At 25.8% G+C, this 22,896-nt stretch carries 26 protein-coding genes and 1 tRNA gene; 7 read left to right on the plus strand and 20 right to left on the minus strand.

Annotated elements, in window-relative coordinates:
* Positions 1-11: 11 nt before the first annotated feature.
* The 13 genes from PRV_RS02640 to PRV_RS03010 form a co-directional block, all read right to left on the minus strand.
* A complete protein-coding gene (locus PRV_RS02640) occupies positions 12-845 on the minus strand; it encodes a hypothetical protein (protein ID WP_022770559.1) in 834 nt (277 codons plus the stop codon).
* A gap of 23 nt (positions 846-868) precedes the next feature.
* Positions 869-1,711, minus strand: coding sequence for a hypothetical protein (locus PRV_RS02645; protein ID WP_022770560.1), 843 nt, complete (start codon positions 1,709-1,711; stop codon positions 869-871).
* Positions 1,712-1,815: 104 nt separating this feature from the next.
* Positions 1,816-2,622, minus strand: a complete 807-nt coding sequence (locus PRV_RS02890) for a hypothetical protein (RefSeq protein ID WP_022770561.1) — start codon at positions 2,620-2,622, stop codon at positions 1,816-1,818.
* A gap of 13 nt (positions 2,623-2,635) precedes the next feature.
* Positions 2,636-3,442, minus strand: a complete 807-nt coding sequence (locus PRV_RS02655) for a hypothetical protein (protein ID WP_022770563.1) — start codon at positions 3,440-3,442, stop codon at positions 2,636-2,638.
* 43 nt (positions 3,443-3,485) lie between these two features.
* On the minus strand, positions 3,486-4,085 hold the full coding sequence (locus PRV_RS02660; RefSeq protein WP_043896097.1) for a hypothetical protein: 600 nt from the start codon (positions 4,083-4,085) through the stop codon (positions 3,486-3,488).
* A gap of 28 nt (positions 4,086-4,113) precedes the next feature.
* Entirely contained in the window at positions 4,114-4,689 is a 576-nt protein-coding gene (locus tag PRV_RS02665; RefSeq protein ID WP_022770565.1) for a hypothetical protein, read from the minus strand.
* A 223-nt stretch (positions 4,690-4,912) separates the two neighbouring features.
* The gene (locus tag PRV_RS02670) at positions 4,913-5,959 is read right to left on the minus strand and encodes an OmpH family outer membrane protein (protein ID WP_144062319.1); all 1,047 of its coding nucleotides are present in this window, start codon (positions 5,957-5,959) and stop codon (positions 4,913-4,915) included.
* A 258-nt stretch (positions 5,960-6,217) separates the two neighbouring features.
* Positions 6,218-6,721, minus strand: a complete 504-nt coding sequence (locus PRV_RS02675; RefSeq protein WP_022770570.1) for a hypothetical protein — start codon at positions 6,719-6,721, stop codon at positions 6,218-6,220.
* A 73-nt stretch (positions 6,722-6,794) separates the two neighbouring features.
* Entirely contained in the window at positions 6,795-7,661 is an 867-nt protein-coding gene (locus PRV_RS02680; RefSeq protein WP_022770573.1) for a hypothetical protein, read from the minus strand.
* A gap of 26 nt (positions 7,662-7,687) precedes the next feature.
* Positions 7,688-7,828, minus strand: a complete 141-nt coding sequence (locus PRV_RS03065) for a hypothetical protein (protein ID WP_022770574.1) — start codon at positions 7,826-7,828, stop codon at positions 7,688-7,690.
* A gap of 180 nt (positions 7,829-8,008) precedes the next feature.
* Positions 8,009-8,941: a deoxyribonuclease IV gene (locus PRV_RS02685; RefSeq protein WP_052312112.1), complete on the minus strand. Its 933-nt coding sequence runs from the start codon at positions 8,939-8,941 to the stop codon at positions 8,009-8,011.
* 4 nt (positions 8,942-8,945) lie between these two features.
* Positions 8,946-9,353: an iron-sulfur cluster assembly scaffold protein gene (locus tag PRV_RS02690; RefSeq protein ID WP_022770580.1), complete on the minus strand. Its 408-nt coding sequence runs from the start codon at positions 9,351-9,353 to the stop codon at positions 8,946-8,948.
* A gap of 34 nt (positions 9,354-9,387) precedes the next feature.
* The gene (locus tag PRV_RS03010) at positions 9,388-9,657 is read right to left on the minus strand and encodes a hypothetical protein (protein ID WP_144062320.1); all 270 of its coding nucleotides are present in this window, start codon (positions 9,655-9,657) and stop codon (positions 9,388-9,390) included.
* Between the two features lie 96 nt (positions 9,658-9,753).
* On the opposite strand from PRV_RS03010, the gene PRV_RS02695 reads away from it, so the two are divergent.
* Both PRV_RS02695 and PRV_RS02700 read left to right on the plus strand, forming a co-directional pair.
* Positions 9,754-11,766, plus strand: a complete 2,013-nt coding sequence (locus PRV_RS02695) for a cysteine peptidase family C39 domain-containing protein (RefSeq protein ID WP_022770592.1) — start codon at positions 9,754-9,756, stop codon at positions 11,764-11,766.
* Entirely contained in the window at positions 11,766-12,137 is a 372-nt protein-coding gene (locus PRV_RS02700; RefSeq protein WP_022770595.1) for a hypothetical protein, read from the plus strand. The genes PRV_RS02695 and PRV_RS02700 overlap by 1 nt, the downstream gene beginning before the upstream one ends.
* Before the next feature lie 2 nt (positions 12,138-12,139).
* Here PRV_RS02700 and PRV_RS02705 read toward each other — a convergent pair.
* From PRV_RS02705 to PRV_RS02720, 4 genes are all read right to left on the minus strand, one after another.
* Positions 12,140-12,230 (minus strand) — tRNA-Ser (locus PRV_RS02705).
* 26 nt (positions 12,231-12,256) lie between these two features.
* The gene (locus tag PRV_RS02710) at positions 12,257-12,748 is read right to left on the minus strand and encodes a hypothetical protein (RefSeq protein ID WP_022770597.1); all 492 of its coding nucleotides are present in this window, start codon (positions 12,746-12,748) and stop codon (positions 12,257-12,259) included.
* Between the two features lie 44 nt (positions 12,749-12,792).
* Positions 12,793-13,821: a hypothetical protein gene (locus PRV_RS02715; RefSeq protein WP_022770600.1), complete on the minus strand. Its 1,029-nt coding sequence runs from the start codon at positions 13,819-13,821 to the stop codon at positions 12,793-12,795.
* The gene (locus PRV_RS02720; RefSeq protein WP_236608066.1) at positions 13,815-14,252 is read right to left on the minus strand and encodes a hypothetical protein; all 438 of its coding nucleotides are present in this window, start codon (positions 14,250-14,252) and stop codon (positions 13,815-13,817) included. Before PRV_RS02720 ends, PRV_RS02715 begins: the two co-directional genes overlap by 7 nt.
* Positions 14,253-14,345: 93 nt before the next feature.
* Between PRV_RS02720 and PRV_RS02725 the strand changes: the two genes are divergently transcribed.
* The gene (locus PRV_RS02725) at positions 14,346-16,232 is read left to right on the plus strand and encodes a PTS transporter subunit EIIC (protein WP_022770606.1); all 1,887 of its coding nucleotides are present in this window, start codon (positions 14,346-14,348) and stop codon (positions 16,230-16,232) included.
* Between the two features lie 69 nt (positions 16,233-16,301).
* A complete protein-coding gene (locus tag PRV_RS02730; RefSeq protein WP_022770608.1) occupies positions 16,302-17,261 on the plus strand; it encodes an HD domain-containing protein in 960 nt (319 codons plus the stop codon).
* A 266-nt stretch (positions 17,262-17,527) separates the two neighbouring features.
* Here the strand turns inward: PRV_RS02730 and PRV_RS02735 are convergent, their stop codons facing one another.
* Positions 17,528-17,914: a hypothetical protein gene (locus PRV_RS02735; RefSeq protein WP_022770609.1), complete on the minus strand. Its 387-nt coding sequence runs from the start codon at positions 17,912-17,914 to the stop codon at positions 17,528-17,530.
* A 165-nt stretch (positions 17,915-18,079) separates the two neighbouring features.
* Between PRV_RS02735 and PRV_RS03085 the strand changes: the two genes are divergently transcribed.
* Positions 18,080-18,325, plus strand: coding sequence for a ubiquitin family protein (locus tag PRV_RS03085; RefSeq protein ID WP_201765367.1), 246 nt, complete (start codon positions 18,080-18,082; stop codon positions 18,323-18,325).
* A 138-nt stretch (positions 18,326-18,463) separates the two neighbouring features.
* Here the strand turns inward: PRV_RS03085 and PRV_RS02745 are convergent, their stop codons facing one another.
* On the minus strand, positions 18,464-20,494 hold the full coding sequence (locus tag PRV_RS02745) for a hypothetical protein (protein WP_022770612.1): 2,031 nt from the start codon (positions 20,492-20,494) through the stop codon (positions 18,464-18,466).
* Positions 20,495-20,534: 40 nt separating this feature from the next.
* Between PRV_RS02745 and PRV_RS02750 the strand changes: the two genes are divergently transcribed.
* Both PRV_RS02750 and PRV_RS02755 read left to right on the plus strand, forming a co-directional pair.
* Positions 20,535-21,161 (plus strand): hypothetical protein, encoded by a 627-nt coding sequence (locus PRV_RS02750; RefSeq protein ID WP_022770613.1) that lies wholly within the window; start codon positions 20,535-20,537, stop codon positions 21,159-21,161.
* A gap of 31 nt (positions 21,162-21,192) precedes the next feature.
* The gene (locus PRV_RS02755; RefSeq protein WP_330216745.1) at positions 21,193-22,044 is read left to right on the plus strand and encodes a TIGR00282 family metallophosphoesterase; all 852 of its coding nucleotides are present in this window, start codon (positions 21,193-21,195) and stop codon (positions 22,042-22,044) included.
* Here PRV_RS02755 and PRV_RS02760 read toward each other — a convergent pair whose 3' ends face one another.
* Positions 22,045-22,884, minus strand: a complete 840-nt coding sequence (locus PRV_RS02760) for a N5-glutamine methyltransferase family protein (protein ID WP_022770623.1) — start codon at positions 22,882-22,884, stop codon at positions 22,045-22,047. It lies immediately after the preceding gene.
* Positions 22,885-22,896 lie beyond the last annotated feature (12 nt).

Below are 22,896 nucleotides of genomic sequence, written 5' to 3' on the forward strand. Positions count from 1 at the left end.
AGCTTTTTTTATTAATTAACTGTATCCTTAATATAACCTTCTGAATTAATTTCATCTAAAAGAGCTCAATTTTCTAAACAAGTTATATTTGTTCAATTATCATCTTTTTCTTTTTGCTTACAATAAATACCATTTAAAAAATCCATTGGATTTGAAGAATCCATACTATAAGTTGTTGCATAAAATTTAGGATTTCAATCCCTCAAATTATCTTTAATTAATTTAGTGACGATCCCTTTTTCCCCTCTAATTCATACTCCTTCTTTACCATATTTATTCAACAAATATCTAGTTCAAAAAGTTTCTCTGCAAGTATCTTCATTATCTGCTAATTCATCAATACGCAAATTCTTAAGTTGATCATAACCAGACTTTAAAGTAATACAATTTTCTTGCAATTTCCCATGTTCCCCGCCAATCCCAAATTGTCAAGCAGCCTCTAACAATATAGAATCATCCTTTATCTCTTGATCCCATTTCTTTTCTAATATCTCCCTATTTTTAGTATTTGAAAAATCTAATTCGTACAATGCCTCATCTTTCTCCAAAATATTTGAATTATTTGAAATATCAATTGCATTTTTTGAACTTTCTTCAGTAATATTTATTTTTTCTAGAGATTCCGATGAAGAAACTTGTAGTTTATCAGACTCAACCATTTTTTCTTTACTTGTTTTAGGGGAAATTTCATTGTTACTGAAATCTGAATAACTTTTTTCTAACTTTTCCTTTAAATCTGATTTATTTATTAATTTTTGTTGCTTTAATGCCACAGCAATAGCTCCGCCTATTGCTCCGCCAGCAAAAACAGTAATAATTAATACTTTAGAGAATATAGTCAACATATTCTAAAAACTATTTAAAAAAACTAATTTTTTAAGCAAGTGATTTCTAATCATTCATTATTTCAATCTTCTTCCATTTTGCAATAATTATTCAACCATCCTTTACCTTTTATATTTATATTCAAATTTTCTATTTCAGATGTAAATCCATCATATTTCAAAGTATTTCAATTTTCAAAAAGTAATTTATTAACTACTTCTTTCTTCCCTCTTATTCATAAACCTAACTGATTATATTTCTCAGAGTGATCCAAAGACCAAGATGTTTGTTGATCGCATGAATTAAACATTCCGGCTTGTGTTTTTCCCTCTGTAATATCAAAATTTTCATTTAAATCCAACTCTTCTCCATTTTTATATAGAATACAAACATCTTGAAAACCTTCCGAACCATCACCCTCTCTTTTTTTATAAAGACTTTCTAATAAAATATCTCTTTTTGTTATTTCTTGTTTTCATTTTTCTTTGCCTTTTAATTCAGGTTCATAAGATCTTTCTCTTCTCTTAAAAGTTTTTAATGACTTAGTTTTTTGTTCAACTTTTTTCTTTTCTTCTTGATGAGGTTTTTCTTTTAAAGTTTCACTATTTTTAACTTTTGTGTTTTCTTGAAACTTAACATTTTCTCTTTTATTCTCTAAATCAATTGAACTTTGAGAAGAGAAACTTTGCGCGATGGATGTAAAAGGATTTGCAGCGTTTTTTTGAATTTTTTTCCCCTCTGGCCCTAAATTATTTGTGAGTGATAATTTTTTTTGTTTTTCATTAACTTTAGTTTTATTCAATAATGTAACTGTTGTAGCTGTTATTCCTCCTATTGAGCCACTAACAAAAGTAGCAATTAATACTTTAGAAAATGAAGAAAGCATACCCTAAGAAATTACTTGGTTTTATTAATAATTTTTTATTAAAGAAAGGGAGAAAATTTCCCCTTAAAATTTCTAAATTTAGAGAAATATATCTGATTTGGCGATTAATTTAATTTACCTAAACAAGTTATTTCTAACCAATCATCTTTTTTTACCTCTTCTTTACATAAATTAGTTAATCATCCGGCTCCCTCAATGAATACATTTGAATCCTTTTGTTTTTCATTTTTTCCGAAACCATCTACCTTTAAATATGCATCTCAATTATTCTTAATTAATTTTTGAACTTCACTATTTTTACCTCTTATTCATAGTCCAACTCCTTCATGCTCATTAAATCTATCTGAAGATCAAGAAGTATATCAAGAGCAAGGATGATATTCTCCCTCTACATCATCACGACCTTCAGCTAAATCAGCTATTTCTCGCATTACTTCTCCATTTCTATATAAAATACAACTTCTTGCATCAGCCTTTTGGCCTCCATCTCCATATCTATAAACACTTTCTAATTGAATATTGTATTTCTTAACTTGTTCATCTCAATCTTTTCTCTGTTTTAATTTTTGCTCTTCTTCTGCTCTAAGAGAGATATTTAAATCATTATTTCTAACCTTTAAATTTTCTTTTTCTTGATTCTGTGATAATTTATGAACTGAAACTTTCTCTAGAATATTTTTCTTATTATCTTGCTGAAGTTGATTAGAATTCTCATTATTTCTTAAAGCATCATTGTTAGAAATATTTTCTGAATCAATATCTTTTGGTAATATTTCTTTTTCCGGCTTAATTTCAATAGATTCTATTATTTCTTTATTTTTTCAATCTTTAAGTCCTAATGCAATTCCGCCGCCTACAGCACCTCCCACAAGAACAGTAGAAATTAATACTTTAGATAGTTTAGTCGACATATTCTTTTAAAAACTAATTACTTAAACAAGCTATTTCTAATCAATCTTCTTTATCTATTTCTAACTTGCACGATTCATTTAAATTGCCTTTGTGATTTTTTTCAATTTTTAAATATTCTTGTTTGTTATTTATGTAATTTTCTTGTTTCAAATTGTCTCAATTTGAAGAAATTAAATCATTAACTGCATCTCTTTTGCCTCTTATTCAAAGACCAACATTATTATGTTTTGATGAATTTTCAATAGATCAAAAAGTTGCTCCATCACAAGAATCAGTGACATACTTTTTTGTTCTACCTTCAGTAATATCAAAGTTTTCTTCTCTATCTATATTTTCGCCAACTGAATATAAAATGCAGAAATTTTTAAATTGATCTTCACCATTTATATATTTCGCTTTATAAACACTCTCCACTAAGATATTTCTTTTTGATATTTCAGAATCTCATTTTTCCCTTCCCTCTAATTCTGGAGCTCTTTGAATCCTTGTTTTTTTAGGAGATTTAACTTTCGCTTTGTTCATCTCAACATCTAATCCTTCTTTTTTTGCATCATAAGAAGCATTTTTTGTTTCTTTAGTAAAAGATTCTTTTATTTCTGGAGTTTGTTTCAAATTTTCAGAGATTGAAGATAAATTTTGAAGAGAATTCCCTAGCTTGACCTCTTCTAAATTTTTTTCAACATTGAAAACTTCATCTAATTTACTATTTTTTAAATCTTTGCCTCTTAATTCTTCTTTGTGTTTATATCTATTATTTGAGGATGACACAATTCCTGCAATTGCCCCGCCAGCAGCACCGGAAATAATTAATGAAAACATTACCTTAGAAAATACAGTTAACATAACTTAAAAAATTAAATAATTAATTTTTATTTTTGTTTTGTTCTAAGAGATGGGAAAAAAATTCTCCATTATCTCCTAGAATTTTTGTTAAATTACAAGAAATTTCTACTCTTCCTTCAATTTTTGAATCTTTTCAAGAACAAGAAAAAACATTATTACTGGATGTCCAATTTTGATGTTCTTGAGATAAAGAAGCTTTTTCGCCCCACAAACTGTAATATTTTAAAAATTCCTCAAAGTTTTCTTTTTTAACTCGAAGTCAATAAAAAGGTCAATCATTTTTCTTCTTTCCTAAATTCTTTTCGATAAATTTTTCGCAATCTTTAGCTGCAATACTTTTAGATCCCTCTTCTTTAGCTTCTATAAGAAATTCACAAGTCAAATCCTCAAAATCACTAAAAGTTCTAATAAATTCCGAAGAATATGTTGTGCGATAATCTTCCATTCTTTCAACTTGATCAGTTTTAGAAATATCAGATAAATTCTTCTGAATATCTCCCTCAACATTATTAATTGGAGAGAAAAATTCTTTAATTTTATCTCTATAATATCATCCTCCAGCAGATATTGCCCCAACAAATAAAGTTGGTACTAACATCTTAACAGCTAAAGTAGACATTATTTATTATTTTTCAGTAGTCTCAAAATTACTTTGAGGTGGACCGCTCATTCAAATTTGTATTTTTTAAATCACATTTAACAATTACCCTATTTTCATTTTCTTTAGGATCTTCTTTTATGCAAGAATACCTTTCTTCTCACTTTATCGATTCACTTGAATCTAAAGAATTTTCTTTAATTAATTGATAAAAGGTAGCTGTATTTTTAAAATTCTCTTGCTTCACTCTTAATCAAATTACAGGCCATTTTTCCTCCTCATTTCCCAAAATTTTCTTCATATAATTTTTACAACTTCTACCTTTTACAACCATATCTTCCTTATCTTCTGTATTGACTCCATTTTCTTGTTTTCCATTCTTTTCATTTTTCAAAAACTCACACAAAAGATCTAAATCTAAATCATTTTGATTACTTAAATATTCTTTTCCTGTTGAAGTTTTAAATTCTTTTTCTTTATTATGCATATATTCCGAGACAATTTCATCATGATTTATTCTTATATCTTTTTCTTTAATTAAATACTCATGTATAAGATAAGAACCTCCCGAAACTGTTCCAAGTGTTCCAATTGCCATTAAAGCTTTAATGGCAAAAGAAGACATAAGGTTAAATAAAAATATTTATGTTTGTAGAAAGAAATTATAAACTAATTTAATCTAAATTACTCTATGAATAAATATATAGATAATAAAATTTTTGCTCGCAAAGATGTGATATTTTTTCCCCTTCTAGGGGAAAAACCCAGTTAATCTATTTTATGCCTCTTTTTATATATCTATAATCATTTCAATTATTTAAAAAGTTATTTATTAACTTTTGGCTCTTTTAAAGATTTTCTAAATCAAATTTATCTATCATTATCTTTAATAATCTATATGCTATTGCAATAGTAACTTGATTTTCTATATCTTCTTTAACGCCACTTAAAGATCTTGTTGATTCTTCACTTCATCGTTGACATTTAGAGGTTCAAGAGCAACGATCTTCAGAACGACCTCTTTGAAAATTTTTTACTTTATCATCCCATTTTATTGCTTCATTTCTAGCATTCTTTAAATATTCAGCTTCTAATAATATTGAGAAAGGATCATAATCTTTTCCTGAATCGTTTATTCTAAGATATTTTCCAAAACTAACCCTATCTAACCCCTCTCAATTAATATCTTTGAGAGCTTGAATTAATTTTTTATTATTCTCGGGAATTGTATTATTCACTTTTTGATAACTAGAATTATTATTTACATTATTTATCTCTTTTAAAAATCCTATCTCACTCCCTTTTAAACCAGAAAATATTTCATAATAAGTTAATAAAGCCTTTCTTTGTGATTGAGTTAAAGGCTCTGTTTTTTCTGGAAGTCCATCGCGCCCTTCAAATTGTTTAATTCTTATTTTTTGTAAATCTCCTTTATTTTTTCATTCTTTTACTTTTTGATAGAGTTCTTTGAAATTCCTAGTAAAATCAACCAGTTGACTTTGTGAATTTGATAATTCACCAGAAGATTCATCTTGTATTATTGAAAAACCATTTTCTTTATTTACTTCTTTAATAATCTTTGTAACTCTTTCTTGTACTTGAGAAACTTCATTATTGCTATTTAAAGTTCTTAATGAGAGAGAATCTTCAGAAATATTTAATTTGTTTATCTCTGAAGAATAAGATTGAGAATTTTGTATTTCTAATTTTTCATTTAATGATTTAATTGTCTGCCCTTTCTTTATTAATGCATTATCATTTTTAGACTGGAATTCTTTTAAAGAGGTGATTGGTGCCCCTCCCATATTTGAAAGACTAGAAGTTAATACTTCTATATTTTTACTACTGGGTAATAAAAAATAAATCAAATTACCTCCAGCGAATAAAGGAAACAAAGAATAAATTCCATATTTATATTTCAAAAAAATAACTATTAATTATTAAAACATGTCTTTAATAATTTACTCAATTTAATCTATTTTTTATATTTTTCGTTAAATTCTCTATTTTTAATTTTGTATCAATCTTAGTACTCAATTTTTATAACAAAATATTTCTCCTAAATTTTTCTTTCAAAAAATTAATTTCTAAAAATTTAATTATTTAGAGCCTAAAGGCCCTAATTTAATTAAAAAACTAATTTATAGAAATAATTATCGATAACAATATCATTCCACAAAAGTTTTTCCTTTATTATCTTTCTTTTCTTGCACTAAACATGTTCGATTTAAATTTTTTTCACCTCCTTTCAAAACTTTATTTGTTCATAAATAGCCCATAAAGTTAAGAGTTCAATAATCTTTTTCTCATTTATAGTCTCCTTTTATTTTTAACTCTGGGAAATCCTTAGATACTCTAATTAATAATGACATATTATTTTTTCCATTCCCATTACCAATCTTTATATCTGGTAAACAATTATTTTCTTGGGTGTGTTGTAATATATTATTTTTATTATCTCCAGAACCACAAATCCTTTTTCCCTCAAAATTGTAAAGAACATATTCTATATTTTTTGCTTCAGTAGATTTTTGAAATTCATTGGAGATCAATGTCTTTGGAATTTCAATAGTTTTTAAATAAACTCCATAAGAAGCTACTGTACCAATAGCTACACCTACAGACATTTGAAAAACTTTTACTAAAGAAATAGTCATGATTTAAATAAATACCGGATTTAAAAAAATTTTATCTACCTGATTATCGAAATAATTTTTATTGACCAAAAATTTAAAATTTCGTGCTCACAATTTCCTTTGTCATTTCTTCAACTAATCCAACAACAATTATTCGTTTGATTCATTCCTCTCAAGTTTTGATCGCATCATCAAAAACTTTAAAACTTCTACCACCATCATTCCTTCAACCAAATCAACCACTTCTTCCCCAACTTCTAATTCCCGAATCAACGCGCCCCCTTCCTCTTTTTAAATCTTCAATTTTCCCATTAATTTTTAATAAACATTCTTTCTTAATAATACCTTCACTAATTATTTGTCCCAACAATTCAGTAACACTGATATTATTTCCATAACCAAAACCGAGTCTTCGCAAAATTGGAAGAATTTTATCTTCTTGTTGAGTTTCATGAAATGAACTTTCAGTCAATTTATCTAGATTACTTATTTCTTCAATTTCTTTTAAATATTTACTTTTAGCTTTCTTCGTGTTAACCAGTTCTTTGTAATAGTTGAAAATTGATTGCATATCCATTAAGCTCATATTTCCATTTTCTTTAAAACTCTGTTCTTGTAAATTTTGCGAACTTTCACACTTCTTAATTTTTTCGCTCCATGCATTTATGTTCAGAAGAATCTTTTTGAAGTCTTTTTCATAAGTTTTTAATTTTCCCTGCGATTCAATAAGTTTTGCTTTTGCTTCTTTTTCAATTCTCATAAGTATTTTCTTTTTATTCTCATTTTCAAAAACGGATCTAACGGAATCCCTCATTTTATCTAATTCCTTTTTTTCTAAATTATTAATGTTCATAGAAGGAATTTCAAAGATTTTTAAGTTATTATTTTCAAAGTATTTTTTAGAAATATCTGTTGTTATCTTATTGTTGACAACTTTATTCGAAATTCCTTGTAATCGCAAAACATTATTTTTAGTTTGCAGATTTTTTAAGGGAGTAATAACGCCCCCCCCTTAGATAAAAAATGATTAAAAGGCAAATTTAAATTTCAATTATTAAGAGCAAAATAATAAATTGTGCTGCCTGCCGCAGCCAGATAAGTTATTAAATATTCACTTTTGTATCTCAATAACTAATAAAAAAAATTTCTAAATATATTGGAAAAGAAGATCCTTAAAATAATTAAATTTATAAAAATTTTAAAATCGTAAAAATTATACTAAAACCCATTTATTAAAAAATACATTTCCCTATTTCTACTAATAATTAATTAGTAAATTTACTTTACTTATTTCTCCAAATTAATTTACTATTTAAATTTATTTCTATCATAAATAGGAAGATATTTCTTATTAGGGATAGGTTTTCATATTCTATTTCTAATTAATTGAATTTCATGTTTATAAGGAGAAATTAATTTCTTGATATTTTTACTTTCCCTTCAATAAGGTGTTTCAACAATTATTGGTAAGTTTTTAAAAAGAGGTTCATAAGCCCATTCCATTAAAATATCAAATCCTATATGGCCATAATCTAAATTTGCATGTCTATCTTTCCCAGAACCTCTGGGATTCATGGAATCTCCTAAATGAACTACTTTTATTCTTTCTAATCCAATCAATTCATCAAATTTTTTTAAAAATTCTTCTTTTTTAGATAAATCATATCCAGCATCATGTAAATGTACAGTATCTAAACACACTCCTAATTTAGGATGATTATCACATCCTTTAATTATTTGTGAAATCTCCTCTAAAGTTTTCCCTATTTGATTCTTTTTTCCTGACATTGTCTCTAAACAGATAAATACATTAGTATCTTTACATTCATTGAAAATCAATTTAAGATTCTCAATTAAAAAATTAATTCCTTCATCTAATGTACTATTCACATAATATCCAGGATGTAATACTATATAAGGAATTCCCATTGCATCCGTTCTTTTAATTTCTTCACTTAAAAAAGAAATCATGAAATCTCTATTTTCTAAATTAGAGCTAGATGGATTAATAATATAAGGTGCATGAACTAAACAGTTAGAAAAAGAAATTCCATTTTTTTCAGCTAATTTTTTTGCCTCTCCTAGAAATAATTCAGAAATAGGAACTCTTTTTTTATTTTGAGGAGGTCCTGTAAAAATCATAAAACAATTAGCTCCATTAAAAATACTTTCTTCAACTACTCCTAATAAATATTTATTTCCCCTATTAAGGGAAATATGAGAGCCTAATATTAAAGAAATATTTTTAAATAGTTAATAAATAATTTAATATTGCTTGAGCACCTGCACTTACACAATCTTTTCTAGTTTTAGAGAATTGAAATTTTCAAAACAATTTCAAATTTTCTTCATGTATTTCATTTTCCTCACATTTACTATCTAGCATATTTAAAAATTTTTGAATAATTTTTATTCCTTCTTTTTTAGATTTTCCTTCTATTTCTAAACATATTGCATTAGAAGAAGCCTTAAAAAGAATACAACCTTTACATAATAAATTTATTTTTTGAATCAAATCATTTTCTAAATTACAAGAAAAATTTATAAGATGCTGACAAGAAGAAAAATCAACTAAATTTATCTCTTCTTCCGGAAAAGAAGAAGAAAATTTTTTTAAAAAAGCTAAACTATAAATTAAATCTTGATATAGCATAAGTTCAGCCAGAGGCTGAACTTTTTAAAAAATGCTAAATTACTTTAGTTTCTTTATCGCAGGAACAACTTTCAGAACAACAATCTTTTTTACTTCCACAGCAAGAATCAGAACACCCACAACTACTTAATGAACAATCAGAGCAACAACTTCTACTACATGCATCATGGCAAATAGAACCAGCCCCACAGCAAACTCCTCTATGACAACCAATACCCCCTCCAAAACAATGACATGAAAATCCATTGCATGCACAACAATGGGGGCAATTTACTCCAAAACAACCACAAAATCTACAATGCATGACCTTTTTCCTTTCTATGAACTTAATTATATATTTTTAAAAATAAATTGACTTTTTTAAATTTTCAGAAATTAATAAATTGGGGAGATCATATTTATGAAGATATATTATCAAGAAAATGATAATGACTGTGGAATTTCAGTCACTAGATCATTAATACAACATTTTTTTAAAAAAGAAATAACTAGAACAGAAATATTTAACCAAGTAAATATTTCTTCTGAAGGCCTTTCTATTTTCGAATTAGAAGGCATTAATAAAAAATATGGAATTCATTTAGAAACTTATCAAATAACAATGCAAGAGCTAATAAAACTTAGTATTAAAAATTTCTTTTTATTAATAATTCTTAAGGATGGAAGAGAACATTTTGTTATTTCCAAAAAAACATTAAAAAACTTCGTAATTTATGATTCAGCCATTGGGAAAGTTAAATTAACTCCTCTCGAGTTAAGTCAAATATTTTCTGGAAAAATACTACTTATTGAAAGAGTAGAAGACTGAAAAGATGAAAAAGAAAAAATTTACCACAAAGAAAAAGAAATTTTTCTCTTAGATTTTCCTAAATTATGTGCAAGTATATCAATAGAACTAATAACTTTTGTATTTTTATTAATTAGCTTTGCAATTAACAAATTTATTTTTGAGGATGTAATACAAAGTAATTATTGAGGCAATATAGCTGGAATTATTTTCTGAGCAGCTTTACTTATATTTACTTGAACTACAGCTGAATATCTAAAAGATATTTTTTATTTACGCAATAAACAATGATATTTCAAAAAACTATATCAATTATTATTTGAAAATTTAGAAAATAAAAAGAATTTTTTCTTTTCTAAATTAAATAAAAATCAATTTTTAATGACTCATCAATACATCAAGAATTTATCTCTGTTTTATGGAGAAATTATTAGTCTTTTAATTTCTTCATTATTAATTACTCTATTTCTCTTCTTTTATTTGATCTCTTTGGGTACTTGAATCTTTTGCATAATTCTGATTATGGCTCTCATTAAATTGGGTCATTTTTATTGTGCTTATAAATTGGATAGTAGAAAATTATCGGAAATATGAAAAAATGATCTAAATATTCAAAAATTATTTTTTACTATCAATCATTTTTGTAAAAATGAATGAAATTACAATAAATTTATTTTTTTAAATAAGTCGTTAAAAGATGAGTTATTACATCATAACTTAATTGATAAAGAATTAAGTACTCATAAAATAATGCTTTCTAAATTAAATTTCTTTTTCAATTATTCCCTAAATATTGCTATTTACTTAATAGGTTGTTATTTTTATTTCCAAAATAATATAAGTCCAACAAATATTATTTTGGCTGGAATAATTTTTCATCAATTGAATGGCTCTTTAGATAAATCTATTTCAACTAGTTTTAGTTGAAATAAATATATTTCTTCTCTAAAAAACTACAAAGAATTACTATTTAATGACAATATTCCAAAAAATAAGAAATTAAAAATATCTCTACCTAAATTTATTGAACTAAAAAATTTGAATTATCACAATGGCAAAAAAGATATTTTTACTAATTTAAATTTGACCATTTATCCTAATACTTTCTTAATAGGATCATCCGGAATTGGAAAGAGTACTTTATATAAATTAATTTCAGCTAAATTGCAATTACCAGAAAACTCTATTTTCTTTGATAATATCGAGATTTCAGATATTTCTGAAAAATCTTTCAATCAATTAATTGTCTATCAAAATAATCAAACTATTTCTGAAGAATTTCAATGAGAAAAACTATATGAATCTATAAATTCTGAGATTTTAGATGAAATACTAGAGCTAGCTAAAGAACTAAATATTCCTATTGGAAAAAACATTAAAGAACAAAAATTTAGTGATGGTCAAAGACAATTTATAAATTTGCTAAATTTGCTTTCTTTAGAAAAGAAAGTTCTTTTATTAGATGAAGTTACCTCACATATTAATAAGAGAATTAAGTCAAAAATATATAAAACAATTTTCCCAATTATTTCTAGTAGAAATTTTTTGGTTTGTTGTGAACATGATAGTGATTTAAAAAACTTTTTCCCAAACCAAATTAATTTAGATAATTTGCTAAATATTTAATGTTTTTAAAAGAAATACTCTCTATATTTGGTTTTTCATCGATTATATTTGTATCTTCAGGATTTGCTATTAAAGTTAAAAAATTTGAAAATAATAAGTTAATTGTTGATCCTCAAGATAATAAATTAAAGCTCTATCTAACAAATAATAGTTATCACAAAATTGAGCCAAAAACTCATCAACAATTTACTTATTTAAAAATAAAAGGAGAAAATGAAATAACTAAAAATATTTCTAATATTGAGCGAAAAAATAATTTTTATGAATTAACTTTAACTCCTAGCAGTGAATACCAAAATTTTCAAGAAAAAATAGAGCTAATTAAATATCTTGTAGAATCTAAAACCTTTTGAAGTAATTTATTTACTTAAAATGGCGGAAACTGGGGGATTCGAACCCCCGCGCAGCTTTTAACCACCTAACATCTTAGCAGGATGCCCCCTTAACCACTTGGGTAAGTCTCCATTCTAATTTTTAATAAAAATACTATTTATTCATTGATGATTACCGCGAAATTGTCATAAAATCAAGTTTTTTTATCAAAAACCATTAATTTAAATTTGACAATAACTCATAGAATGTTTTCATCTACTCATTTATAAAAGATATTTCCTATTAAATCTTGTCGATCAAATTTAAGTTCAGGCCTCAAAGAAAATATTTTTTTAAAAATTTGATTTTTAATAGTATTCTTAATTTGATTTCATAAATTATCTTTCTTCATATAAGAAAAAGTTTTTTGAATATTATGTGATGCATTTTCTTTCACCATTTTAGGTAGAGAAATATTAAAAATACTATTAAATAGTCTTAAAGGAGAAGAATTATAGAAAAAACTCTTAGTTAAATAATTAGTGTTTGATTGATTATTGAAATTTCTTTGCTCATTTGAAATAGTTCCTGTTAAATAGCTAACAGAACCTAAAAATATAAAAGAACATAGCAATAAAGCTATTCTTTTCCTTCAACCAAACAAAAACATAGAAATAACAATTTAAAAAATCTATAGTACTTATATCTCTATATCTATAAAATTTCTTGTTTTCATTGCGAATCAATAACAAGTTCATCTAAATTAAATTCCTCTGGATGAAAAGAAACTTTTCATAAATTTTTAATATCTTTTTGTTCTATTTCATTATTACTGTCTTTTAAATAAAAAATTAAGTTAACCAGTTCTTTTCTATTTCTTTCATGAAAGTAAAAATTTAATTCCAATTCTGCTTTAGAAAAATCATTAACATTTTCTGATAATTTATGAAAAAGATTAGAAGAAAAGTCTAATTTTCAATAATTATTGATATTATGTTCTAGATCAAAATCACTTTTTTCTAATGTATATGAATAAAATTTTTCATTTATATTGTTAAAAAAAGATAAATTTCCTTGAAAGCTGTCTTTATCAATTAGTCCAATATTTTCCAATGTTGAAATATTTTGAAAATACAAAATTGGTAAATTAAACTTTCTTTTTTTAGATTTATCTATATACATTCTTAATGGATAATAAGAATAAATTGGTGGATTTTTATATTTAAAAATTACTTTATTTAATATATTCAATTCTTTATATCTAGAAGAAAAATTTTTATCTTCAATAAAAACATTTTTTCAATCAAATTGGTTTTTTAATTGAATATTGTTTAATTGTTTCTTTAAAAGATAAAAATCTGAAAAATTCTCTAAATAATTATTCTTATTTTCTAAATAAGAATTAATATCAAAGTTTACTGTAAAAGGAATAAGAGAAAAGTCTTTTCTTTTGTTTGAAAATAAAGAATCATTCTTTATATCAATAAAAGCAAAATTTTCATAAACTGAACAATTTAATTCCGGTGAATGGGGAAAACAAATATCTTTTGTACTCTTTTTTAAAAATAATTTATCTACTTTTTGTTTGGGAAATAAATAAGAAATTTCTATTAAATTATCAGTTAAAGGTATATTACTTTCTAAATGGAATTTTCCATTTACATTCAAATGTTCATTATTGGGAGTTAAAGTAATTGTATAATTTTTAAGGGTTACTAAGGGATTGTTACTGTAATTTAACATTCTTCAGGTTTTCTGGGCAGATAAAAAGAAGGATCATTAGAAGAATTGTAAATATCAGATAAAGTCTTATGAAAAAATTCATAATCGAAAAAAGATAAGAATTTTGCAGAATAATTCTTTAAACATCTATAATAAGATGATTTAGATAAAAACATATCTTTATGTCCCATTCTCTTCAAATAACAATTTTCTAGAAAACCTCTTTCATGAATAGAAATTTGGTTCAAAGCCAATTGAATTTCACTTAAATAAAATTCCCAATATTTGATATATTTTTCGGGGAAAAAGTTTTCATAATTCAATCTATTTGAGAAAATTCTAGATTTATAGAAAACTAAAAATGTATTTTCTATTACCTTTTTGTTTTCTTTCATTTTGTCTAACTTCTCTTGTTCTTTTTTGTCGTAGAACTTGGTTTTTTTGACTATCATTGTCATGATTAAAAAGTTTTCATTTACTTAATTAGCTAAAAAATAAAAAATGACATAAAATTATTTAGCTAACCATTCCACTTCAATAAAAAAATGTTGTGGAAAGAATTCAATATAAATGAAGAATTTAAAAGCCAATTAAAACTTAAGTTATCTGCTATTTCGGGAGCTTTTATGCTCCCAGTAGCAACAATGGCTGTAGTACAAATTTTCTTGTCAATTGCCGGAATATTGACTGATGGGCAAGTAAAAAATTCATTTGAAATGCGACTAGGGGAAGCTTTGCGATCTTTATCTGTTCCTATATTGCAAGCTTTTCCTATTCTACTATGCGTTTCATTTACTATTGCCTTCAACAAAAAAAAGATTGGAATTGCCATTTGATGTTCTTTATTGGCCTTCTTGACTTTCATTTATTTTCAGTCAGCTTTTATAAGCTTTGAAAATAATTCTAACAATTGCTCCCAAAATGGAGCATATTGTAGCCATATGACGGATAAAAGTTGTGGATGTCTATTCTGTCATACTGCAAATTTACAACCAACAATAGCTTTTAATACTGAAGGTCGAAATAAACCTTGATTAATACATCGTATTCTAGGAATCACTACTGTAAATACTTCCGTTTTCGGACCTATTTACATAGGTGGTGTTCTAATTCCATATATTATCAAAAATCATTCAAATATCAAATTACCTACTTATTTGTCTTATTTCTCGGGAAATAGATTACTTCCTTTAATCTCTTGCCTATATGTTATTCCAGTTGGACTATTTTCTGTAATTTTTTGACCTTGAATAAGTTATGCATTATCTTGATTAGGAAATATCATAACTAAAAGTTATGGAGTTGATTCATTCTTTTTTGGATTCATCCAAAAATTATTAATTCCTACAGGTCTTCACCATATTTTGAACTCTCTCTTTTGATATAGTCCTTTGGGTGGAGATGTCTCCCAAGCTTTAATAAATGGATCAGACTGCACTCAAAATTGTTCCTCAAGCTGCTCTTCTTCGCAATTAAATTCAGGTATAGCTCTATCTCAAGCTTTAAGTCTTTCATCATATAATTCTCTTCCACTACAAGGAGATGCATTAATAGGAGCTTCTTTCCTATCGTTGCCATCCAATGAATTCAAAGATATTTGTCAATTAGTAAAAAATGGTAATTCAAATGGAAAAAAAGTTTTTGAATTTTTCGGAGGAAATGGAAGTGGTTGGGGTCATGACATGCAATTAAAAATTGGTAAATTTACTCAAGGTAAATTTCCAATAATGCAATTTGCACTCCCTGCTGCAGCTCTTGCAATTTATCTGAGCTCTAAAAAGAGAAATGAAACTTCAAAAAAGTCTACTTTCTCAGGAATTTGAAATTCATTTATATTAGGTATTACTGAACCTGTAGAATTCTCATTTATGCATAAATTCCCTAAATTATTTTGATTCCATGCAGCTATGTGTGGAGTTTCCTTCTGAACTATGAATTTATTAGGAGCGCACATTCCTACAACATTCTCAGGTGGATTTATAGAACTAATAGTTAATGGAGTTATACCTTACAAAAAAGGTACTAATTTTCATTGATATGCAGTAGTAGGTTCTGTACTAGCTCTTATCTATTTTGCAGTATTTTATTACGTATTCTGCAAATATGATCAACAAAGTGAGACTGGAGGGATAAATCAAAATGAAAATAAAGAACAAGAAGAAAGTCAATTGCCCCCAAATATCTTTTATTTCAAAAAAGGTCTTGGAGGTTGAGATAATGTAATTAATTACAAAAATTGCGCCTCAAGACTTCGATATGACATTAAAGATAAATCAAAAGTAAATGAAGAAAGTCTAAAAAAGGCTGGTGTAATAGCTATCAAATGAATAGGTAATAAACATGTTCAATTAATTGTTGGTCCAAAAGCTGAAGAAATTAATACTAACTTAATGAAATATTGTCAAGAAGAACTTAAAGTTCTTTCCCAATAATCTCTCAAAAATATTCATTTAATTTATATAAGTAATGACAAAAAATTCCAATCTCAAATTATTCCCTATTTGATATCAAATTTTTCTATTTCACAAATTCTTTTACTTTCAAAAGAAGAAAAAAACAAAGATTTAGAACTTAATCTTTGTGAATTAAATTTATTTCTTGAAAATTTAAATGTTGTAGTAAATAAAAAGGTACTATCTCCGCTAGGAGATATACTTAAAAATTCTTTTTATTTAGAAAAAAAAATTTGAAATCAATTTAATGAATTAACAAAAAATCTAAATAAATTTTTCTTATTGTTAGAAATTAATAAATTGAAAGAAATTAAAAATTTATTAGAACAAAATGAGTTGGATTTTCCAAAAGAAAAATTACTAGGTCTTTTTTGTTTTAATAAAAAAACAAAAAAAATGAAACTCTATGATATATCTTCTAATAAATGAATAAATAATAATTTAGAAGAAAAAAATATTAATAATTTAGCAGAAATCAATAAAGCTTTGAGAAAAACTTTTAAAGAACAGACTCTAAAAAGATTTGAACATACTATTAGAGTTTTAGAAACAGCTCATTTAATTTCTTCTAAAGTTCAATTAAATGAAAAAGAAAAAAATAAGTTACTACTAGCCTGCGCTTATCATGATTTTTGTAAAAATTGAACTCTTAGAAGATTACTTTTTTACTCTAAAAAAATATTTATTAATAGAAATAAAGAAGAATTATTAAAAGAAGCTTGAGGTCTTCATGGGCCTGTTGCTTCTTTTATATTAAAAAGAAATAAATTATTAAAAGATGAAGAAGTTTTGTTAGCTATTACAAATCATACCTATCCTGATAGAGAATCAAGTATTATAGGAAAAATATTAATAATAGCTGACAAAATAGAACCTAATAAAATTTCAAACTTTAATGAAAATATTTATAAGGAATTATGAAATTATTTGAGATTTGGAGATATAGAAAGCACTTTTAAATTTTTATTAGAAAATCATAAACCTAAAACTGAATGAAGAAAAGAATAAATTATTTTCAAAAGTTTTTATAAAAACAATTAGAAATTATTTAAAAAATGAAATTAAATTGAAGATATTTGATTAGACATGAAAAATAAAAAACTTACAAATCGATAATTCCCGAAGTAAGAAGTTGATCAATAAATATTAAAGATTCACAAAATACTGAAATAAAAATATGATGATAAAGTTTCTGATTTAAATTCCTAGTAATTAAAAAAATATCAATCCCCTTTTAGGGGATTGAAAAAATGAAATTTAAATCACTTTTTGCTTTATTTTGCAGATAAAGTTGGTGCTACATGTTTTAAATAGTAATCTTGTTCAGACAAACCAGCTTCTTTTGCGGCTTTCATATTAGATTTTTTTAATTTGAAAACCAAGAAATTAGCTACAAAAGAAAAGACATTTCCTGCAATCATAGCATAAGAAATACCTTTTGTGCTGAAGTCTCAAGAAGTTCCACCCATATCAAAAAGATTACCTGCAATAAATAATATAGCAGTTACACATGAGAAGATTAAAAATTTTGTTATTAATCCTGATGTATTTTTAGAATCAAAAGCTACTTTTCAGTGAATATATGAAACAACAAACAAAAAGGTAGCTCCAAGAGCTCCAAAAACTGTTGCTACTGTAGCCGCGGAATAAAACAAAAACATTTTTATTGACTAAAAGAAGACAACTTTGAGCTGCAAAATTGTACTTCCGACATGGAGCACCTTTTAGCTTTATTCGCGTTTTGTAATTTCAAGAGAATTATTTTTCCACATGTATATAAAACGAATGCATTTACATATAATCAAGAAATATGATTTGTATAGTAAGTGCCAGCAGTCGCAGTGCCGTTGCCGTTGCAAAGGCCTGCGATAGTGGCGCAAAAGAAACATAACCCAATTGAAAAATGCAAAAGAAATACTTTTAGATCGATAGAAGAGGTATTTTTATTTTTCATTATTGCCAAAAATTGCGGACCAAAAGAGACAGTTATTGAAATTGCTGCCAAAATAAAAAGAAAAGAACCAATCCCCTCTACCGAAGGATTGGTTTGAAAAAAAGAAATTATAGCTTAAAAATCAACTAAATGTTTTTTATAAAAAACATAAAAAAATTCCCAAAACTCAAGCTATTTGAGCTTTGAAAATAATTTTCCAAATTCATTTAGAATTTTAAGTTCTGAAATTACACAAAATTTAAAAAAATAATTGAAATTATTTTGATTCATTAACGACAGAATTTTTATTAATAAAAGTAGTTTTTCAATAATTTCCCCAATCTAAAGCTTCTTGATATTTTTGCTTTAAATTTTCCGCTCCATTATTGCCATTATCAACATTAATCCCAAATTGCTTCACTAATAAATCAACTAAATTGTCCAATAAAAGATTTAAAGCTATTGGGGATCTTAAACCTTCATTTCAAAGATGATAATTACTATAGCTAAATTTAGAGCTAACAGTAGAATTTGTTGCTTGTGTTTCATTTTTTAGGAGTCTTTTCAAAAATTCCAATTTTGGATTTTCATCTGACTTTAAAATATTTCAATCATCCTCTGTAGCTACAAAAATAATGGAATCTGCTGTTTGTTCAAACTCAGATAATTGACTTCCTTCAAAATTAAAATCTCCTAAATTCCATCATCATCCATTATCATCAACTCCAAAAATATCTTTATTTAATTTAGGAGTATGTGAAGATACTTGTTTTATTGCGGCTTGACCTAAAGAATTAGGTAAAACTTCTTTTAAGCCTAATTCTCTATAGAGAAAAGGATATTTAGATACTGTTTGTATTGTTGAATTTCCAGCTCCTAATTGTGCCGGTGGATAAGAAATAATTGCAACACTTTTTGATTGGTCTTTTGTAAATTTTTCTTTTTCTGGATCAAAATTAGAATCAACGATTTTAGCGCTTTGTAAAAATTCTCTAATTTTTTTTAATCTCTCTTTATAGTTATTTACTATAGAGAGAGCATTTTTTAGAGCATTTTCAATATATTGTTTTCTGAAATCTTTCTCAAAATCTTTTGCAAACTCATTTGATTGAGAGATATTGTACAAAGATGTTGCAATTTGAGCCAAATAAACCATTAAATCTTTCTGTGTGCCTTCCGAAACAGGACTAGATCCGGGCATAGTTGAATGTTCTAATGCTGGATGATGGGCTAAAACTCCAGGACTAGAATTTAATTCTGTTTTACAAATTGAATTATTTTCTGGAGCAGAAACTTTAGAAATACCATTATTTAAATAATTAATTTTGAAGCCATTTTCTCTATCAACAAATTCCTTTAAAATTTCTTTCTCTTCATCATCAAAAATGAAAGTTTCAAATAATTCCGCTATCTCTTTATCAGCTTTAGATTTAGAATCTTGTTTTTCTTTAATATCACTATAAGTAGAAAAGATAGCTTCATTTTGTTTTGGTAAAGAAATAAAATTCTTAAGTTCTCCTAATTCATTTGCTTCTTTTCCTCTATTTTGTTGTAAGTTATCTAAAGTATTGCAAAAAGAATTTCAAAAATCCATATATTTAGCTGTTCTATATAGGGTATTGGGCTTTAATTTAGAATATTTTTTATAGTACTCATAAATTTTTGATGCTAATTTATGATTATTACTTTCTTGGGATGCAGTTCCTGCACTCGGTGAATTAGGATTTTTTGATTTATTGAGAAAGTACTTATATACTTCTTCATTAAATAAGGTATAAGGATCTCTTGCCGCTCTAAAGTTAGTAACTATCAAATTTTTATGTTTAGGTAGAGTACCAGCTAAATACAAGGGACTAGCTGAATCATCTAAAATAAATTGTTCTAAAAATAAATAATCTGTTTTTTTAGATGATCACATTTGCTCATTTTTAGTAACTAATCCCCCTTCATAAAGATCTTCATTTCAAAGACTAGGGCCAAATTCTTTAATATTGCTAATTAATTCATTTATTCGTTCTTGTATTTTTTTACCTATATCTTGCTTATCATTTGATGTTTTACTATCAGCAATAATATATTTATTGATATTGGTTAAATAATCATATAAACTTCTTTGTTTAAATTGATAAGGATAGTAATCTGGAGGTATCTGCAAGCTTAACAGTAAATCAGCTTGCCCATTATAGTTCACCATAATTTTGTAATGAGATGAATTATCTAAAGAAGAAAATTTAATCATAGTTAATGATGGGGAAGCAGATGCCGTTAAAGTTAAAAAAATCATCTTTTTTTGTAATAAAGGAATCATTACTTAATCTTTAAAAAGATAATGATTTCTTAGATAAAAAATGAATTATTTATTTTTTTCGAAAAAATTAAGTGTTTTTTCTAGTTATCTAAATTTATTAAGCTCTTTAGGTTGAATTTTTTTAATTTTCTCTATGGGTTATTATCACTTATATTTAATTAATGATCTTCCTAAAGGATATTACTATTCTTTTTTACCTAATAAAAGTTTCATAGCAGATGTTTTTAGTAACTTGAGACAAAGAACTCCAGTAACTTCTATTCAACCAACACCTTCTTATGCTAGTTCTTTCATAAATGGGCATGGACATGAGCTTTTCTTTTCCCAAGAAATTAATTTATTTAATAAAGCTATTAAATTTTGAACATTAGTTCAACCAGTATTTATTTTTTCTATTATCTCTTCTTCTTTAAATTTAGGTATTTCTCTACTTACCTCTTTCCTTTCTTTTAAAGCAAGATCATTTAATTATTTAGTAATTAGTCTTGCTAATTTATTTATACCTATATATGGATTCTGATTAACTTTCAAAATTAATAATAAGATGAATGATTTCAAAGATGCAAATCTAAATATTAAAAAAATTATTTCTCCAGGTCAATGAGTTAAATTCAAATCTAAACTATTATTTTCAAAAATATTTTCAGATATGACAGTTCCAACTTAAATAAATTAACTCTACAGTTAATTTTTTCAAGATACTTTTTATTGGTGATATTTTTGGAAAACCAGGTAGAATCTCAATTAAAAGATTTTTATCAGAGATTAAAAAAAAATATTCAATTGATTTTGTAATAGCCAATATAGAAAATTCTGCCCATTGCAAGGGCATAACTCTTAGAATATTAAGAAGTCTTTCTGAATATGGAGTTGATTTCTTTACTTTAGGGAATCATTCCTGAAGTAAAACCGAAGAGTTAGAAGAAATTTTTAGTACTTACAAAAATATAGTAAGACCTTTAAATTTAAGTTCTTCCTTTAAGTACTATAACTTAGGAATGGGTAGTAGAGCATTCCAACATAATGGAATAAATATAAGAATTACTAATTTAATAGGAACTAGTGTTGCATTTAAAAATCAACAAACTAATTGTTTTAAAGTATTTGATGATTTTTTAGCTCAATTAAAAGAAAAAAGTCAAGAAAAAGAGCTTCATATAGTAGATTTCCATTCTGAAACTACTAGTGAAAAAAATGCTTTTTTATGAGCATTTAATGGACAAGTATCCGCAATATTAGGAACACATACTCATATACCTACCAATGACTACGTAATTACACAAGAAGGTACAGCCTATATTTCTGATGTTGGTATGACTGGACCTTCCTGCGGAATTATTGGTGGAAAAAAAGAGAGCATTATTTCTAAATTTTTTCATCCAGAAGAAAAATTTAAATTAGAAGCTGAAGAAGGTCCTATTCAATTATGTTCAGTTGTAATGACTTTCAATAGAAAGAACTATAAACCTATCTCTATTGAGCCAGTAATTATTAGAGAAGGTTTTTCATCAGATAAATATTCTGTAGAAAATTTCTCTTTAAAAAATTAATTATTTTTTAATTAGGGCTACTGCCCTAAATTTATCTAAATAATCCCTGTATTTATAAATTTCTAAAGAATATTCTGTGAAATTTTCTTGATTTCATAATTCTTCATGAAATTCACTGCACTCCAAAACTATTAATTTTCAGTAAGAATTATTTTTAACAAACTCTAATATCTTTTCATAATGAGATCAACCATCTTTTTTAGCTTGTAAAGATCATTGAGGATCTCCTTGACATAATACTTTACTATTGTTAAATTCTTTTTCACTCAAATAAGGGGGATTCATAGTAATTACCTCTCATTTACTATTGGAATTCAAAAAATTAACTCAATCAGTTAGATAAATATTAATTGAAAATGATTTAAATGATGAAGAAAGATTTTGAAATATATTCTTACAAGCTTTAAACGAAGAATCAATTGCCACTCCTTTTTTAATTTCTTTCTTTAAATTTTCTAATACAGATAAAAAAATCACTCCACTTCCAGAACATAAATCTAAATAGGTAAAAGAGCTTAATTTAAGCTCTTTAACTCACTGTTTTACTAACTCCACTAAAAGTTCAGATTCAATTCTAGGGGAAAAAACACCTTGGTTTAAAGTTCATTTTTTTCTATAAAAAAATACTTTATTAGTCAGTCTTGTTAAGGGATAATCTAGATTTTCTAACTTTTCCCTAAGTTTTTTATTTAAATTACAAGAAAAATCAATTCAATTTTCTTTTTCTTGGTTATATTCAATTAAACTAGTTACTTTTGAAGACTTTAGAAATATAAATTCAAGCATTCTATTTCTTAAATCTTCAGGAAAAGAAAATATTAGCTCTCTAAAAGAGAGCAAAAATTTATTTAA

This window comes from Mycoplasma parvum str. Indiana, assembly GCF_000477415.1.
Lineage (GTDB): Bacteria > Bacillota_I > Bacilli_A > Mycoplasmatales > Mycoplasmoidaceae > Eperythrozoon_A > Eperythrozoon_A parvum.